This window comes from Mycolicibacterium chengduense, assembly GCF_033741155.1.
Classification (GTDB): Bacteria; Actinomycetota; Actinomycetes; order Mycobacteriales; family Mycobacteriaceae; genus Mycobacterium.
In genome coordinates, this window is record NZ_JAWQNH010000004.1 from 81,785 (window position 1) to 98,245 (window position 16,461).

A 16,461-nucleotide genomic window follows, 5' to 3' on the forward strand; every position below is an offset into this window, starting at 1 on the left:
GCAGGGATGCCTACGCCCGGGACGACCACGCCCACCATGCGCGCCGTGACCTGCCACGCCGGCACCCTCGACGTCGCCGACCTGCCGGCCCCGCGGCCGGCCAAGGGCCAAGTCGTCATCGACGTCGCCCGGGCCGGGATCTGTGGCTCGGACCTGCATGCGCGCCTGCACGCCGACGAGCTCAAGGGCGTGATGGACGAGATCGGGTATCCGGATTTCATCACCAGCGCCGCCACCGTCGTGCTGGGGCACGAGTTCTGCGGTGAGATCGCCGAACGCGGGAAGGGCACCCCGCGGGCGTTGAAGGTCGGCACGCCGGTGGCGGTGTTCCCGATGCTGCGCTCCCACGGCGGCGTGCACATGACCGGGTTGTCGCCGCTGGCGCCCGGCGGGTTCGCCGAACAGACGCTGGCCGAGGCATCGATGGCGTTCGCCGTGCCCAACGGGCTGTCGATGGATATCGCGGCCCTGACCGAACCGATGGCGGTCGCGCTGCACGCCGTGCGCCGCAGCGACATCTCGCGCCGCGACACCGCGGTCGTCATCGGCTGCGGTCCGCTGGGCCTGGCCGTCATCTGTCACCTCAAGGCCAGGGGTGTCGGCACGATCGTCGCCAGCGACTTCTCCCCCGGCCGGCGGGCGCTGGCACGACGCTGCGGCGCCGACGTGGTGGTCGACCCGGCGGTCGACTCCCCCTACGACGCCGCCGCGGCCAAGGGCATGATCACCGAGGCGCCTGCCCTGTTCGAGCTCGCCGTCGGGTCAATGGAGAAACTGCGCAAGGTGCCCGGCTGGGTGCACCTGTACCGTCTGGTCGACTCACTCGGCGGGGCGAATCCCAAGCGCCCCATCATCTTCGAGTGTGTCGGCGTGCCGGGGATGATCGACGGCGTCATCGCCGCGGCGCCGCTGGGCACCCGGGTGGTGGTCGTCGGGTTGTGCATGGGTGAGGACAAGCTGCGCCCGTCGATGGCCATCGGCAAGGAGATCGACCTGCGGTTCGTGTTCGGCTACACCCCGCTGGAGTTCCGCGACACCCTGCACATGCTGGCCGACGGCACCCTCGACGCCGCGCCGCTGATCACCGGCACCGTCGGACTCGACGGTGTGGCAACGGCTTTCGACGAACTGGGCGACCCGGAAAAGCACGCCAAGATCCTGGTCGATCCGCGCAGCACCGCCACCGCACCGGTCTAGCCGAGTTTGGCCATCCAGCCGTGCGTGTCGGCGAAGGTGCCGCGCTGGATCCCGGTCAGGGTGTCGCGCAACGCCATCGTCACCTCACCGGGCTGTCCGTCGGCGATGGTGAATTCGCCGTCGCGGTGCTTGACGTGCGAGACCGGGGTGATCACCGCGGCGGTGCCGCACGCGAACACCTCGGTGATCTCACCGGCGACGGCCTTCTTCTGCCATTCCTCGACGTCGATCTTGCGCTCCTCGACCGCGAAACCCGCGTCGGTTGCCAACTGCAGCAACGAATCCCGGGTGATGCCGGGCAGCAGCGAACCGGACAGCTCCGGGGTCACCAGCCGGGCCGTTCCGCCGCTGCCGAACACGAAGAACAGGTTCATCCCGCCCATCTCTTCGACATAGCGGCGTTCGATGGCATCCAGCCACACCACCTGATCGCACCCCTGGTCGGCGGCCTGCGCCTGCGCCAGCAGCGACGCCGCGTAGTTGCCGCCGAACTTCGCGGCACCCGTGCCGCCCGGCGAGGCGCGCACGTACTCGTGCGACAACCACACGCTGACCGGCTTGATCCCACCCTTGAAGTACGCGCCGGCCGGTGAGCCGATCACCAGGTAGCGGTAGGCGTTGGCGGGCCGCACCCCCAGCCCGGGCTCGGTGGCGATGACGAACGGCCGCAGGTACAGCGATTCCTCGCCGCCGGCCGGCGGCACCCACTGGTGGTCGACGGCGATCAACTGCCGCAGCGATTCCAGGAAGATGTCGGTGGGCAGCTCCGGGATGGCCAGCCGGCGCGCGGAGGCCTGCAACCGCGCCGCGTTGGCCTCGGGCCGGAACGACACCACCGAGCCGTCGGCCCAGCGGTAGGCCTTGAGGCCCTCGAAGATCTCCTGCCCGTAGTGCAGCACGATCGCCGACGGGTCCAGCTCCAGCGGCCCGTACGGCAGCACCGCCGCGTTGTGCCAGCCGTCGGCCACGCTGTAGTCGATGGAGACCATGTGGTCGGTGTGATAGCGGCCGAATCCGGGATCGGCCAGGATGCCGGCCCGTACCTCGTCGCTTGCCGGTGACGTGTTGCGGGCAAGCGTGAATTCGAGGGGACCGTCTGTCATGGTGTGAATTGTATAACCCGGTGGCTAGCCCTTTTCGCGCGCCGACCGCGCGTTATCGGGTGCGCGCCGGCACGAACGGCGGCGCGACGACTTCGCATTCCAGCGGGCGGCCGCGGACGTCGACGACGACGGTCTGCCCGTCGGCCACCCCGGCCGCGGTGTCGATCAGCGCCAGCGCGATGCCGACCTTCAACGTGGGCGAGAACGTTCCGGACGTAGTGACGCCGATGGCCTGATCCCCCGGAGCCAGCACCGTCAAGTCGGCCCGCAGCACCCCGCGGCCCAGCGCCTTGAGCCCGCGCAGGGTCCGCCGCGGGCCGGCCTGCTTCTCGGCCAGCAGCGCGTCGCGGCCCCAGAAGGCCTCTTTCTTCCATCCGACCGCCCAGCCGGCCCTGGCCTGTACGGGTGAGATGTCCAACGACAGTTCGTGGCCGTGCAGCGGGTAGCCCATCTCGGTGCGCAGCGTGTCGCGGGCGCCCAGGCCGGCCGGCTCCCCGCCGGCGGCGCGCACCTGCTCCAGCAGCGCATCCCACACCACGCCGGCGCGATCCCATTCGGGCAGCAACTCGTACCCGTGCTCACCGGTGTAGCCGGTGCGGCACACCCGGACCGCCACGCCCGCGTAGTCCGCGTCGGCATAGCCCATGTAGTCCATCTCGGTCGGCAGCCCGAGCGCGCCGAGCACGTCGGCCGCTTTGGGGCCCTGTACCGCCAGCACCGCGTAGGACCGGTGCTCGTCGGTGATGGTCAGTCCGGGCGGCGCGTGCCGCTGCAGTTCGGCGACCACGGCGGCGGTGTTGGCCGCGTTGGGCACCAGGAAGATCTCGTCGTCGGCCACGTAGTAGGCGATCAGGTCGTCGATCACCCCGCCAGATTCGTTGCAGCACAACGTGTATTGCGCCTTGCCCGGGCCGATCCTGGTCAGGTCGTTGGTCAGCGCCGAGTTGACGTAGGCCGCCGCCCCCGGGCCGCGCACCAGCGCCTTGCCCAGATGGCTGACGTCGAATAGCCCGACGGTGCTGCGGGTCGCGTTGTGTTCGGCGACGGTGCCCGCATAGGACACCGGCATCAGCCACCCGCCGAACTCGGCGAAGCTGGCACCGAGCGCGCGGTGGCGATCCTCCAATGGGCCCTGCAGCACTGTCTCACTCACAATCCCCCACCCTAGAGGGGATCGCGCTGGCACACTTGCACGGTGGTCGATTTCGACGCCCTCGAGGCAGCGGGAATCGCCGATGCGCGCCGGCGCGCCCCGCTGATCGAATATCTGGACGGGCTCGGGTTCACCGCCGCCGAGATGGTGGAGGCCGAGGGCAGGGGCCGGCTGTTCGGCTTGGCAGGCGATGTCCTGCAGTGGTCCGGACCGCCCGAATACTGCCTGGCCGACGCCGCCGCCGAGATCGGGGTGCCGCTGGCCGATGTCGAGCGTGCCTGGGCAGCGCTGGGCCTGACCGTCACCGACTGCTCCACCAAATCGCTGAGCCGCGCCGACGTGGAGGCGCTGCGGACGTGGGCCGAGATGCGGCTGGTGGTCGGCGATGTCGCCGCCACCGGCTTGCTGCGGGTCATCGGGTCGGGGATGGCGCGGTTGGCCGAGGCGGAGTCCTCGATGATGCGGGCCACCTCCCCTGACGTCCAGATCGAGGTCAGTCACGACGAGTTCGCCACCGCTCGGGCATACCGGGAGGCGGTCTCCTACCTGCCGCGCATCGGCGCGACGATCGACGCGGTGCACCGCCAGCATCTGATGAGCGCGCGCACCTATTTCGAGCATGTCGTGCGGGGTGGGTCGCCGACGGTGGTGTGCGGCATCGGTTTTGCCGATCTGTCCGGGTTCACCGCCCTGACCCAACTGCTCAGCGCCGCCGAACTGACGGACCTGCTCAACGATTTCGTGTCCACCGCGGCCGATGTCGTGCACGGCGCCAACGGCCGGGTGGTGAAGTTCATCGGCGACGCGGTGATGTGGGTGAGTTCCACCCCGGAGTTGCTGATGGACGCTGCCATCGCCCTGGTCGGCAACACCAGGGCCCAAGCGGCGGGGCTGCGGGTGCGGGCCGGTCTGGGTTATGGCGAGGTGCTGGCGATCAGCGGTGACTACTTCGGCAACCCGGTCAATCTGGCGGCCCGGCTGGTCGCCAGCGCCGAGCCGGGCCAGATCCTGGTGTCATCCGCACTGCACGCCGAACTGCCCCGCCACGATTTCGCGCCGTCGCGCTCGTTCACCCTGAAAGGTTTCGACGCACCGGTCACGGCGCATCCGCTGCTGTGTCTCTAGGGTGGAACATCGTGAGCAGCGCATCCGGATACCAGGCCCCGTCCGTCACCCTCAGCTCGTCCCTGCCCCGCCGGGGCACCGCCGATGCCGTCCTCGTCGTCGGCGTGGTGTCCGGCGACGACGGACCGCGCGTGCTGGGCGAGCACCTCGACGCCGCCGCCGTGGCCGCCATCGAGTCGGGGCTGCAGGCCCTGGGCGGCACCGGCGGCGAGGGCCAGCAGCACCGACTGGTCATCGCCGAGCTGCCGGTGGCCAGCGTGCTGACCGTCGGGCTGGGCGAGGATCGCGACGTGTGGCCCGCCGACAACCTGCGCCGGGCGGCCGGCAACGCGGCCCGCGCGCTGGACAAGGTCGCCACGGTGGTCACCACACTGACCGCCCTGGACCTGGAGGCGGTGATCGAAGGCCTCATCCTGGGCGCCTACCGGTTCACCGAATTCCGCAGCGACAAGACCGCACCCAAGGACAAGGGGCTGTCCAAGATCGTCGCGCTGGCCGCAGACACCAAGGCAGCCACCAAAGCCGCCCTGCAGCGCGCGGTGGACATCGCCACTGCGGTGGCGACCGCCCGCGATTTCGTCAACACCCCGCCAAGTCACCTCTTTCCCGCCGAATTCGCCAAGCGTGCAAAGGCTTTGGGCGAGGAAGCCGGCCTCACGGTCGAGGTGCTGGACGACAAGGCGCTGGCCAAGGCCGGCTACGGCGGCATCATCGGCGTGGGCCAGGGCTCGTCGCGGCTGCCGCGGCTGGTGCGGCTGACGCACAAGGGGGCGGGCCGCAGAGGCAAAAAGGTGGCGCTGGTGGGCAAGGGCATCACCTTCGACACCGGCGGCATCTCCATCAAGCCGGCCGCCAACATGCACCACATGACCTCCGACATGGGCGGGGCGGCCGCGGTGATCGCCACCGTCGTGCTGGCCGCCAAGCAGAACCTGCCCATCGACGTCGTCGCCACGGTGCCGATGGCCGAGAACATGCCGTCGGCCACCGCGCAGCGGCCCGGTGACGTGCTGACCCAGTACGGCGGGATCACCGTCGAGGTGCTCAACACCGACGCCGAGGGCCGGCTCATCCTGGCCGACGCCATCGTGCGCGCGTGCGAGGACGATCCCGACTACCTGATCGAGACCTCCACCCTGACCGGTGCGCAGACCGTCGCCCTGGGTGCCCGCACCCCCGGCGTGATGGGCAGCGACGAGTTCCGCGACCGGGTCGCCGAACTATCCCAGGAGGTCGGCGAGAACGCCTGGCCGATGCCGCTGCCGGAGGAACTCAAGGACGATCTCAAATCGACGGTGGCCGACCTGGCCAACGTCAGTGCGTCCCGCTACGCGGGCATGCTGGTGGCCGGGGTGTTCCTGCGTGAGTTCGTCGCCGAGGGTGTCGAGTGGGCTCATATCGACGTCGCCGCGCCGGCCTACAACACCGGTGGGCCCTGGGGGTACACCACCAAGGGTGGCACCGGGGTGCCGACCAGGACGATGTTCGCCGTCCTGGAAGATATCGCCCGCAACGGCTAGAGCAGTCGGCCCCGGGCGGCCCGGCGCAGCACCGCCGGCGCCACCCGGGCCAAACCGTACGCCAGATGCGCCTCGGCGGTCACCGGCGCGACCGCCTTGTCACCGCGCACCGCGGCGACGACAGCCCGGGCCACCTTCTCGGGACCATAGCCGCGAGCGGCGAACGCCCTCTTGGCCTGTGCCCGTTTGACGTCCAGCCCCTGGCGCTTGGCGGCGGGCACGTCGAAGCGGGTGCGGTCCACGATGCCGGTCTTGACGACGCCGGGGCACAGCGTCGTCACACCGATTGCGGCCGAATGCAATTCGGCGCGCAGACAGTCGGAGAACATGAACACCGCGGCCTTGCTGGTGGCGTAGGCGTTCACGGCGGCAATGGGCGTGAACGCCGCCATCGAGGCGACGTTCACGATGTGGCCGCCGGTGCCCCGCGCCACCATCGCGGGCGTGAATGCCCTGCAGCAGTTCACGACTCCGCCGAAATTGATGTCCAGCACCCTGTCGTACTGGTCGGGCGGGGTGTCCAGGAAATAGCCGCCGTGCCCGACACCGGCGTTGTTCACCAGGATGTCGGGGACACCGTGCGCGCCGCATACCTGCTCGGCGAAGCGGGCCACCGCTTCGGCATCGGCGACATCCAGCTGGTAGGCGTGCGCCGTCCCACCCGCGGCGGCGATCAACCGGGCGGTCCGTTCGGCACCGGCCAGATCGATATCGCTGACCACCACTTCGGCTCCCTGCGAAGCGAATTCCAGCGCGGTGGCCCGGCCGATCCCGTCACCGGCCCCGGTCACCGACACCAGCGTGTGGGCGAACGGCGGCCTGCTGTCACCGACCCGGGCCCTGGCCAGCTCGCGGGCCGCCGGCTGCCCGTCCAGGTGGTCGACGAGTTCGGTGACCGCTCTCGCCACGACCTGCGGGTGCGACATCGGGGACCAGTGCCCGGCCTTGAGATCGCGCCGCCACAGCGTCGGCACCCACTGCGCAACGGCGTCGAACACGTAGGGCCGGACGAACGGGTCGTCGGTGTTGACGATCAGCTGCACCGGCACCCCGACGTAATGGTCGGTGCGGCCGGTGGACAGGCTGCGGAAATAGTTGGCGGGGTACACCTTCATGCTGCGGGCGGCGTCGCGGGCGAACCCGTCGGCGTGGTGGATCGACTCGGGCGTTATACCGTCGCGCAGCAACTGGCGTCGCATGGCGCCGCGGGCGAAGGCGAACCGGATGGCCGCCGGGGCGAGCACCGGGGTGGAGAACGCGCCCATGTACGCCAGCCGGGCCAGACCGTCGACGGCCCTGGCGAAGGCCTTGGGCCGGTACGGGCGTTTCAGCCCTGTGACGGCGAACCGGTGCAGGTGGTCGGCACTCGGCCCGGACACCGAGGTGAATGACGCCACCCGCGTGGTGGATTCGGCGCGGGCGAGGTATTCCCACACACCCACCGAACCCCAGTCGTGGGCCAGCACGTGCACGGGGGCGTCGGGGCTGACTGCCGCGCTGACGGCGGCGAAGTCGTCGGCATAGTGGGCCATGGTGTACGCCGAAACCGGTGCGGGCGCATCGGATCCGCCGACCCCGCGATTGTCGTACCGGATCACCCGGAACCGGTCGGCCAGCAGCGGCACGACGCCGTCCCACAACACATGCGAGTCGGGCCAGCCGTGCACCAGCACGACGGTGGGCCCGTCGGGGTTGCCCTCCTCGTACACGGCGATGCCGGTGCCGTCGGCACTGTGCACGTGATGCCGGCGCTCGGGCGCCTCACTCGTCGAGTTCACTGCGCAGCGCCCGTTGCCGTTCGATGCGACGACGGGCGTCGTAGTCGCGCATCCGTTGCGGATAGCCGACCTTCTGCACGTCGTAGACCGGGATGTCGAGCTGGCGGTTCAACCGCCGGGCGCCGGCGTAACCGCCGGTACGGCGCCGGGTCCACTCACCGTCGGCGGCCACCAGCACCACGGTCACATCGGTGACGGTGGTCTTGGGTTCGACGAATGCCTCGACGCCGTGATGGGTCGCCACCCACTGCCGCAGGTAATCCAAGTCGGCGGCGGAGCGCGACCCGCCGCCCGAGCCACGCCATTTATCGAAAAGTCCCACGCGGCGTAACTCCTCTCTTTGTCACCTTCGATGGTGCCAGAGCGACGAGTCCGGACGTCTGCGACGACCGAGCGCAGCGGACGTGACAGGATGGGTGTTGCATCGCATTGCCCCGTGACGTCGACTGCTCGAGGAGTCAAAACCAATGGCCATCTCCGTCCAGATGCCCGCACTCGGTGAGAGCGTGACCGAAGGGACCGTCACGCGGTGGCTCAAACAAGAAGGGGACACCGTCGAGGTCGACGAGCCGCTGCTGGAGGTGTCCACCGACAAGGTCGACACCGAGATCCCGGCGCCGGCCTCGGGCGTGCTGACGAAGATCATCGCCGCCGAGGACGATGTCGTCGAGGTCGGTGGCGATCTGGCGCTGATCGGTGAGGCCGGTGAGTCCGCCCCGACCGGCGATACCGCGCCCGCCGAGGAAGCCGAGCCCGAACCCGAGCCCGAGCCGGTCGCCGAAGAGGCCCAGCCGGAGCCCGAGCCCGAGCCGGAGAAGCCTGCAGCCGCCGCGAGCGGCGAATCCACGTCCGCCGCGAGCGGCGAATCCACGTCCGTGAAGATGCCCGAGCTCGGCGAGAGCGTCACCGAGGGCACCGTCACCCGGTGGCTGAAGAAGGTCGGCGACACCGTCGCGGTCGACGAGCCGCTGGTCGAGGTGTCCACCGACAAGGTCGACACCGAGATCCCGTCCCCGGTGGCCGGCGTGCTGGTGGCCATCACCGCCGAGGAGGACGACGTGGTCGCCGTCGGCGGCGAGCTGGCCAAGATCGGCGCCGAGGGCGCCGCATCTGCCCCCGAACCCAAGCCCGCGCCGGCCCCGGAACCCAAGCCCGAACCCAAACCCGAGCCGGTGGCAGCCACCCCGCCACCGCCGCCCGCGCCCGCTCCCCCGGCTCCGGCCCCGAAGCCCGCACCGGCCGCCGCCCAGAGCGACGATGCCGGCTCGGATGCCAGCCCGTACGTCACCCCGCTGGTGCGCAAGCTCGCCGCCGACAACGGCGTCGACTTGGCATCCGTCACCGGCACCGGAGTCGGTGGCCGGATCCGCAAGCAGGATGTGCTCGCCGCCGCGGAGGCCAAAAAGGCTCCCGCACCCGCCGCCCCCGCGGCAGCGGCCCCGGCCGCCAAGGCCCCCCAGCCTGCCGCCGCCACCCCGGCGCCGGCATTGGCGCATCTGCGTGGCACCACCCAGAAGGCCAACCGGATCCGCCAGATCACGGCGAAGAAGACTCGCGAAAGCCTGCAAACCACAGCGCAATTGACGCAGACGCACGAGGTCGACCTGACCAAGATCGTGGCGCTGCGGGCCAAGGCGAAGAAGAGCTTCGCCGAGCGCGAAGGCGTCAACCTGACCTTCCTGCCGTTCTTCGCCGTCGCCGTCGTCGACGCGCTCAAGGCGCACCCGAACGTCAACGCCAGCTACAACGAGGAAACCAAGGAGATCACCTACTACGACGCCGAGCACCTCGGCTTCGCGGTCGACACCGAACAGGGTCTGCTCTCCCCCGTCGTCCACAACGCCGGTGACCTGTCGCTGGCCGGGCTGGCCCGGGCCATCGCCGATATCGCCGCCCGCGCCCGCTCGGGCAACCTCAAGCCCGACGAGCTGTCCGGTGGCACCTTCACCATCACCAACATCGGCAGCCAGGGCGCCCTGTTCGACACCCCGATCCTGGTGCCGCCGCAGGCCGCCATGCTGGGCACCGGCGCCATCGTCAAGCGCCCGCGCGTCGTGGTCGACGAGAACGGTAACGAGTCGATCGGCGTGCGTTCCGTCGCCTACCTGCCGCTGACCTACGACCACCGCCTCATCGACGGCGCCGACGCCGGCCGCTTCCTCACCACCATCAAGCGGCGGCTTGAAGAGGGTGCGTTCGAGGCCGACCTGGGTCTCTAATGCCGATGCAGGGGCCCGGCGTGATCGCGATCGCCGGGTCATCGGGGCTCATCGGATCGGCGTTGACGACGGCGTTGCGTGCCGCCGATCACCGGGTGATCCGCATCGTGCGCCGCGCACCGGGCAACGCCGACGAGCTGTTCTGGAACCCGGCTACCGGTGACTTCGACATCGACGGGTTGGTCGGTGTCGACGCCGTGGTGAACCTGTGCGGCGTGAACGTCGGCTCGCGGCGCTGGTCGGGGTCCTTCAAGCAGAGCCTGCGGGACAGCCGGATCGGGCCTACCGAGGTGCTGGCCGGCGCCGTCGCCGACGCGCAGGTCCCGGTCCTGCTCAACGCCAGCGCCGTCGGGTTCTACGGTGACACCCGCAACAAGGTCGCCGACGAGACCGCGCCCCAGGGTCAGGGTTTCCTGGCGCAGTTGTGCGCGGACTGGGAGGCGGCCACCGAGCCCGCCGTCGAGGGCGGGGCGCGCGTCGTACTGGCCCGCACCGGCCTGGTGCTGTCCCCGTCCGGCGGGGTGCTCGGCCGGCTGCGGCCGCTGTTCAGCCTGGGTCTGGGGGCCCGGCTCGGCAATGGCCGTCAGTACTTCCCGTGGATCACGCTGGAAGACCAGGTGCGGGCCCTGCTGTTCGCCATCACCCATGACGAGCTGACCGGTCCGGTCAACTTCACCGGACCCGCGCCGGTGACCAACGGTGCGTTCACCACCGCGCTGGGCCGGGCGCTCAACCGTCCGACGCCGATGATCGTTCCGGGTATCGCGTTGCGCGCGGTGCTCGGCGAGTTCGCCGACGAGGGCCTGCTGTTCGGGCAGCGCGCCATCCCGGCGGCACTGGAACGAGCCGGATTCCGGTTCCACCACAACACCGTCGGCGAGGCCCTGGCGTATGCCACCCGCACCGCCCCGGCCGGGTAACTTGGCTGCTATGTCGTCCATCCGATCGTCGACCGCACCGCTTGAGATCAGGCAGCTGGGGACGATCGACTACGCCGAGGCGTGGGCGCTGCAGCGCGAGATCGCCGATGCCCGGGTGGCCGGCGGGCCCGACACCCTGTTGCTGCTGGAGCATCCGGCGGTGTACACCGCCGGCAAGCGCACCCTTCCCGAAGAGCGCCCGACCGACGGCACCCCGGTGGTGGACACCGACCGCGGCGGCAAGATCACCTGGCACGGACCCGGTCAGCTGGTCGGCTATCCGATCATCGGCTTGACCGAGCCGCTCGACGTCGTGAATTTCGTTCGGCGCCTTGAGGAAGCACTCATCACGGTGTGCGCGGACCTCGGCGTCGAGGCGGGCCGGGTCGAGGGCCGGTCCGGCGTATGGGTGCCGGGCACCCCGGCCCGCAAGGTCGGGGCCATCGGCATCCGGGTCGCCCGCGGGGTGACGTTGCACGGCTTCGCGCTGAACTGCGATTGCGACCTCGGCGCGTTCGGCGGCATCATCCCCTGCGGCATCTCCGATGCGGGCGTCACCTCGCTGAGCGCCGAGCTGGGGCGTCGGGTCGAGGTGAAAGATGTCACTGACGCCGTCGCCGATGCGGTGGCAGGCGCTTTGGATGGACATATCCGCGTAGCATTACCGTCGTGAGCATTCCGGAGGGCAGCAGCGTAGCGACCGGGGGAACGGCGCAGCCCGAAGGCCGCAAGTTACTGCGCCTCGAGGTGCGCAATGCCGAGACCCCCATCGAGCGCAAACCGCCGTGGATCAAGACGCGGCTGCGCACCGGCCCGGAGTACACCGAACTGAAGAACCTGGTGCGCCGCGAGGGTTTGCACACGGTGTGCGAAGAGGCCGGCTGCCCCAACATCTACGAGTGCTGGGAAGACCGCGAAGCCACCTTCCTCATCGGTGGTGAGCAGTGCACCCGCCGCTGCGATTTCTGCCAGATCGATACCGGTAAACCCGCCGAACTCGACCGCGACGAGCCGCGCCGGGTCGCCGAGAGCGTGCAGGCGATGGGGCTGCGGTACTCCACGGTCACCGGGGTGGCCCGCGACGACCTGCCCGATGGTGGGGCCTGGTTGTACGCCGAGACCGTCCGCCAGATCCATGCGCTGAACCCGAATACCGGGGTGGAGTTGCTGGCCCCGGATTTCAACGCGATCCCCGAACAGCTCGAAGAGGTGTTCGCCTCCCGCCCAGAGGTGTTCGCGCACAACGTCGAAACCGTGCCGCGGATCTTCAAGCGGATCCGCCCGGCATTCCGCTACCAGCGCAGCCTCGATGTGATCACCGCCGCGCGGCACTACGGACTGGTCACCAAGTCCAACCTGATCCTGGGTATGGGTGAGACCATCGACGAGGTCCGTTACGCGCTGGCCGACCTGCACGAGGCCGGCTGCGACATCGTCACCATCACCCAGTACCTGCGTCCGTCCCCGCGCCACCATCCGGTGGAGCGATGGGTGCACCCGGACGAGTTCGTCGAGTTGTCGGCCTTCGCCGAGAGCCTCGGCTTTGCCGGTGTGCTGGCCGGACCCTTGGTGCGGTCCTCTTACCGCGCGGGCCGGTTGTACGAGCAGGCGGCGCGCGTGCGTCCGCCTGTTTCCTGAGCCGTATCCTCAGGGCTATGGCGAAATCGCGTACCCCCGCCCAGAGCAAGGCCGCCAAGGCTGAGGCCAAAGCCGCCCGCAAGGCGGCGTCCAAGCAGCGTCGCAGTCAGCTGTGGCAGGCGTTCCAGATCCAGCGTAAAGAGGACAGCCGCCTACTGCCCTACATGGTCGGCGCGTTCGTGCTGATCGTGGCGGCGTCGGTGGCGCTGGGGCTGTTCGCCGGCGGCTTCACCGCCTACATGCTGATACCGCTGGGCGTCGTGCTGGGTGCCCTCGTCGCATTCATCATCTTCGGCAGGCGCGCGCAGAAGTCGGTGTACCGCAAAGCCGAGGGGCAGACGGGTGCGGCGGCGTGGGCGCTGGACAACATGCGCGGCAAGTGGCGGGTCACCCCCGGCGTCGCGGCGACCGGGAACTTCGACGCCGTGCATCGGGTGATCGGCCGTCCCGGCGTCATCTTCGTCGCCGAGGGATCGCCGTCGCGCGTCAAACCACTGCTGGCTCAGGAGAAGAAGCGCACCGCCCGGCTGGTGGGCGAGGTGCCGATCTACGACATCGTGGTCGGCAACGGTGAGGGCGAGGTGCCGCTGTCCAAGCTGGAACGGCACCTGATGAAACTGCCGGCGAATATCAACGCCAAGCAGATGGATGCCCTGGAATCCAAGCTGGTGGCCTTGGGCTCCAAGGTCGGGCCGGCGGCCATGCCGAAGGGCCCCCTGCCCAACGCCGGCAAGATGAAGGGTATGCAGCGTACGGTCCGCCGCCGGTAACTTTCCCCGCGAACGTCGACTACTGCTCGAAAACTCCTGCTTAGTTCGCGCACGCCTTCACGTTCGGCGGCGTAGGGAACCGGACTCGGCGTGCGTGCGTCAGTGCAGGCATGGAGTGGCCATTTCTCGGTACCGAGGCCGTCGCCGCTGGGGCGGTCAATCGATATCAGCTGGCGACGCGCCACGACCAGCTGTTCCGCAACGTCTACGTGCCGAAAGGCGCCGAGCCGTCACCGGTCGACAAGGCCGTCGGCGCCTGGCTCTGGTCGGGCCGGCGCGCTATCCCGGCCGGTTTGTCCGCCGCAGCGCTGCATGGAGCCGAGTGGATCGATCCGACATCACCCGCCGAACTGAACCAACCGAGCCGGTTCAAGACCACGGGAATCCTGTTGCACAGCGACACTCTGGCGCCGGAGGAGATCTGCCGAGTGGGCGGCATCCCCGTCACCACGCCGGCGCGGACGGCGTATGACCTGGGCCGGCGTCCGGGTACCACGACGGCGGTCATCCGGTTGGATGCGTTGATGCAGGCCACCGGGCTGAAGCCGGCGGACATCGCGCTGACCGCCGACCGGCACCGCGGCGCGCGCGGGATCATCGACCTGCGCGCGGCCATCGAACTGTCCGACCCCGGCGCCGAATCACCTCAGGAGACGCGGACGCGGCTGGTGCTCACCTCGGTTGGGTTGCGCCCGACGCATACCCAGATCGAGGTGTACGACGGGTTCGGGTTCGTCGCGCGGATCGACATGGGGTGGCCGGCGTGGCAGGTCGGCGTCGAATACGACGGGACACAGCATTGGACCGATGCCCGGGTACGCAACCGCGACATCGATCGCCAGGCCGAACTGGAACGGCTGGGCTGGCGGATCATCCGGGTGAACGCCGACCTGTTGCGGCACCGTCCCGCCGTGTTGATCGGCCGGGTACGGGCGGCGCTGCTCTGCGCCGGCGCCAACGTCAACTCGTGCGCGACATCCGGGCGAAAACTCGCGCGGTAGTCGACGTTCGCGGGGAAGGAGTCAGCGGCGGACGACGGCGGTGGCCGTCGCCCGGTCCTGCAGGCCGCGCAGATCGGTGTCGGTGAACAACGGCGGCACCACCAGCGCGATCAGCAGGCCGCGCCCCACGGCCCGGCCCAGTCCCACATAGTCGCGACGGCCGTCGACCGGGACGACCATCAGCCCCATCGCCAATTGCCCCGGACTGAAACCGAACAGCCGCACCGACAGCACGCCGAGCACGAACCACACCACGAGCACGGCGGTGGACAGCGAGGCCATCGAGATCCAGCCGAACGTCATGCCGAGGGCGGCCAGTCCGTATCCGATCAGCCAGTCGATGAACAACGCGGCGGTGCGGCGGCCGAACCGGGCGACGGAGCCGGGCCCGTTTTCGGGCATGCCCAACCGCTGCCCTGGATACTCTCCGGTCTCATACCCTGGCTCCGGTCCGGACAGCCAGGACGCGATGTCGCGCGCCATGCGCCCAAGCATAGAGTGCACCCGATTGCGTAACGTCCACGCAACATATGGTTGATCGGGGGGCAACATCATTTCCCTAGCGTCACCGGCGGGTAACCAGTCAAAGGAGATCACTCAGTGGCAGAAAAGACAGCGGACGACCTCTTCAAGCTGATCAAGGACGAGAACGTCGAGTACGTGGACATCCGTTTCTGCGATCTGCCCGGTGTCGTCCAGCACTTCTCGATCCCGGCATCGGCCTTCGACGAGAGCGTGTTCGAAGACGGCCTGGCGTTCGACGGCTCGTCGGTCCGCGGCTTCCAGTCGATCCACGAATCCGACATGATGCTGCTGCCGGATCCCGACACGGCACGCATCGACCCGTTCCGGGCTGCCAAGACGCTGAACCTCAACTTCTTCGTCCACGACCCGTTCACCCGCGAGGCCTACTCCCGCGACCCGCGCAACGTGGCCCGTAAGGCCGAGAACTACCTGGCCAGCACCGGCATCGCCGACACCGCTTACTTCGGCGCCGAGGCCGAGTTCTACATCTTCGACTCGGTGAGCTTCGACTCGAAGATCAACGGCACCTTCTACGAGGTCGACTCCGAGTCGGGCTGGTGGAACAGCGGGGAGCCCTTCGAGGCCGACGGCTCGGCCAACCGCGGCTACAAGGTGCGGCCCAAGGGCGGCTACTTCCCCGTCGCTCCGTACGACCACTATGTGGACCTGCGCGACGAGATGTCCACCAACCTGCAGAACGCCGGTTTCACCCTGGAGCGCGGCCACCACGAGGTCGGCACCGCCGGGCAGGCCGAGATCAACTACAAGTTCAACACCATGCTGGCCGCCGCCGACGATGTGCTGCTGTTCAAGTACATCATCAAGAACACGGCGTGGGCGAACGGCAAGACGGTCACCTTCATGCCGAAGCCGCTGTTCGGTGACAACGGCTCGGGCATGCACGTGCACCAGTCGCTGTGGAAGGACGGCAAGCCGCTGTTCCACGACGAGTCGGGCTACGCCGGCCTGTCGGATCTGGCCCGCCACTACATCGGCGGCATCCTGCACCACGCCCCGTCGCTGCTGGCGTTCACCAACCCGACGGTGAACTCCTACAAGCGTCTGGTGCCGGGCTACGAGGCCCCGATCAACCTGGTGTACAGCCAGCGCAACCGGTCGGCCTGTGTCCGTATCCCGATCACCGGCAACAACCCGAAGGCCAAGCGCCTCGAGTTCCGCTGCCCGGACAGCTCGGGTAACCCCTACCTGGCGTTCGCGGCCATGCTGATGGCCGGTATCGACGGCATCAAGAAGAAGATCGAGCCGCAGGCCCCGGTCGACAAGGACCTGTACGAGTTGCCGCCGGACGAGGCCGCCAACATCCCGCAGGCCCCCACCTCGCTGGCCGCCGTGATCGACCGCCTGGAAGAGGATCACGACTACCTCACCGAGGGTGGCGTGTTCACCGAGGACCTGATCGAGACGTGGATCAGCTACAAGCGGGAGAACGAGATCCTGCCCGTGCAGATCCGCCCTCACCCGTACGAGTTCTCGCTGTACTACGACGTCTAA

General features: G+C 69.2%; 15 protein-coding genes. 10 read left to right on the forward strand and 5 right to left on the reverse strand.

Going from position 1 to position 16,461, the window contains the following annotated elements; genetic code table 11:
* Window positions 1–36: 36 nt before the first annotated feature.
* On the forward strand, window positions 37–1,197 hold the full coding sequence (locus SBI67_RS15465) for a zinc-binding dehydrogenase (protein ID WP_318981950.1): 1,161 nt from the start codon (window positions 37–39) through the stop codon (window positions 1,195–1,197).
* Here SBI67_RS15465 and SBI67_RS15470 read toward each other — a convergent pair.
* Window positions 1,194–2,300, reverse strand: a complete 1,107-nt coding sequence (locus tag SBI67_RS15470) for a branched-chain amino acid aminotransferase (protein WP_318981417.1) — start codon at window positions 2,298–2,300, stop codon at window positions 1,194–1,196. The two genes, SBI67_RS15465 and SBI67_RS15470, sit on opposite strands and share 4 nt — an antisense overlap.
* A 52-nt stretch (window positions 2,301–2,352) precedes the next feature.
* Complete coding sequence (gcvT, locus tag SBI67_RS15475) at window positions 2,353–3,453, reverse strand: glycine cleavage system aminomethyltransferase GcvT (RefSeq protein ID WP_318981418.1); 1,101 nt, start codon at window positions 3,451–3,453, stop codon at window positions 2,353–2,355.
* 42 nt (window positions 3,454–3,495) lie between these two features.
* On the opposite strand from gcvT, the gene SBI67_RS15480 reads away from it, so the two are divergent.
* A complete protein-coding gene (locus tag SBI67_RS15480; RefSeq protein ID WP_318981419.1) occupies window positions 3,496–4,578 on the forward strand; it encodes an adenylate/guanylate cyclase domain-containing protein in 1,083 nt (360 codons plus the stop codon).
* 11 nt (window positions 4,579–4,589) lie between these two features.
* The gene (locus tag SBI67_RS15485) at window positions 4,590–6,098 is read left to right on the forward strand and encodes a leucyl aminopeptidase (protein WP_318981420.1); all 1,509 of its coding nucleotides are present in this window, start codon (window positions 4,590–4,592) and stop codon (window positions 6,096–6,098) included.
* Here SBI67_RS15485 and SBI67_RS15490 read toward each other — a convergent pair.
* Window positions 6,095–7,876 (reverse strand): SDR family oxidoreductase, encoded by a 1,782-nt coding sequence (locus tag SBI67_RS15490; protein ID WP_318981421.1) that lies wholly within the window; start codon window positions 7,874–7,876, stop codon window positions 6,095–6,097. The genes SBI67_RS15485 and SBI67_RS15490 overlap by 4 nt on opposite strands.
* On the reverse strand, window positions 7,860–8,198 hold the full coding sequence (locus tag SBI67_RS15495) for an oxidoreductase (RefSeq protein WP_318981422.1): 339 nt from the start codon (window positions 8,196–8,198) through the stop codon (window positions 7,860–7,862). The genes SBI67_RS15490 and SBI67_RS15495 overlap by 17 nt, the downstream gene beginning before the upstream one ends.
* Before the next feature lie 145 nt (window positions 8,199–8,343).
* On the opposite strand from SBI67_RS15495, the gene sucB reads away from it, so the two are divergent.
* From sucB to SBI67_RS15525, 6 genes are all read left to right on the forward strand, one after another.
* The gene (sucB, locus tag SBI67_RS15500) at window positions 8,344–10,095 is read left to right on the forward strand and encodes a 2-oxoglutarate dehydrogenase, E2 component, dihydrolipoamide succinyltransferase (RefSeq protein ID WP_318981423.1); all 1,752 of its coding nucleotides are present in this window, start codon (window positions 8,344–8,346) and stop codon (window positions 10,093–10,095) included.
* Entirely contained in the window at window positions 10,095–11,015 is a 921-nt protein-coding gene (locus tag SBI67_RS15505; protein ID WP_413232494.1) for a TIGR01777 family oxidoreductase, read from the forward strand. Before sucB ends, SBI67_RS15505 begins: the two co-directional genes overlap by 1 nt.
* 10 nt (window positions 11,016–11,025) lie before the next feature.
* The gene (gene lipB, locus SBI67_RS15510; RefSeq protein ID WP_318981424.1) at window positions 11,026–11,688 is read left to right on the forward strand and encodes a lipoyl(octanoyl) transferase LipB; all 663 of its coding nucleotides are present in this window, start codon (window positions 11,026–11,028) and stop codon (window positions 11,686–11,688) included.
* The gene (gene lipA / locus SBI67_RS15515) at window positions 11,685–12,653 is read left to right on the forward strand and encodes a lipoyl synthase (RefSeq protein ID WP_413232495.1); all 969 of its coding nucleotides are present in this window, start codon (window positions 11,685–11,687) and stop codon (window positions 12,651–12,653) included. The genes lipB and lipA overlap by 4 nt, the downstream gene beginning before the upstream one ends.
* A 17-nt stretch (window positions 12,654–12,670) precedes the next feature.
* Window positions 12,671–13,423 (forward strand): DUF4191 domain-containing protein, encoded by a 753-nt coding sequence (locus SBI67_RS15520; protein WP_318981425.1) that lies wholly within the window; start codon window positions 12,671–12,673, stop codon window positions 13,421–13,423.
* Window positions 13,424–13,533: 110 nt separating this feature from the next.
* Window positions 13,534–14,424: a PDDEXK-like endonuclease domain-containing protein gene (locus tag SBI67_RS15525; RefSeq protein WP_318981426.1), complete on the forward strand. Its 891-nt coding sequence runs from the start codon at window positions 13,534–13,536 to the stop codon at window positions 14,422–14,424.
* Window positions 14,425–14,445: 21 nt separating this feature from the next.
* Here SBI67_RS15525 and SBI67_RS15530 read toward each other — a convergent pair whose 3' ends face one another.
* Complete coding sequence (locus tag SBI67_RS15530) at window positions 14,446–14,907, reverse strand: RDD family protein (RefSeq protein WP_318981427.1); 462 nt, start codon at window positions 14,905–14,907, stop codon at window positions 14,446–14,448.
* 117 nt (window positions 14,908–15,024) lie between these two features.
* On the opposite strand from SBI67_RS15530, the gene glnA reads away from it, so the two are divergent.
* Entirely contained in the window at window positions 15,025–16,461 is a 1,437-nt protein-coding gene (glnA, locus tag SBI67_RS15535) for a type I glutamate--ammonia ligase (protein ID WP_266048141.1), read from the forward strand.

Coding starts and splice junctions, on each gene's coding strand:
- SBI67_RS15520 (WP_318981425.1), top strand. CDS start 12,671: ATGGCGAAATCGCGTACCCCCGCCCAGAGCAAGGCCGCCAAGGCTGAG.
- SBI67_RS15470 (WP_318981417.1), bottom strand. CDS start 2,300: ATGACAGACGGTCCCCTCGAATTCACGCTTGCCCGCAACACGTCACCG.
- SBI67_RS15505 (WP_413232494.1), top strand. CDS start 10,095: ATGCCGATGCAGGGGCCCGGCGTGATCGCGATCGCCGGGTCATCGGGG.
- SBI67_RS15530 (WP_318981427.1), bottom strand. CDS start 14,907: ATGGCGCGCGACATCGCGTCCTGGCTGTCCGGACCGGAGCCAGGGTAT.
- SBI67_RS15465 (WP_318981950.1), top strand. CDS start 37: ATGCGCGCCGTGACCTGCCACGCCGGCACCCTCGACGTCGCCGACCTG.
- SBI67_RS15525 (WP_318981426.1), top strand. CDS start 13,534: ATGGAGTGGCCATTTCTCGGTACCGAGGCCGTCGCCGCTGGGGCGGTC.
- sucB (WP_318981423.1), top strand. CDS start 8,344: ATGGCCATCTCCGTCCAGATGCCCGCACTCGGTGAGAGCGTGACCGAA.
- lipB (WP_318981424.1), top strand. CDS start 11,026: ATGTCGTCCATCCGATCGTCGACCGCACCGCTTGAGATCAGGCAGCTG.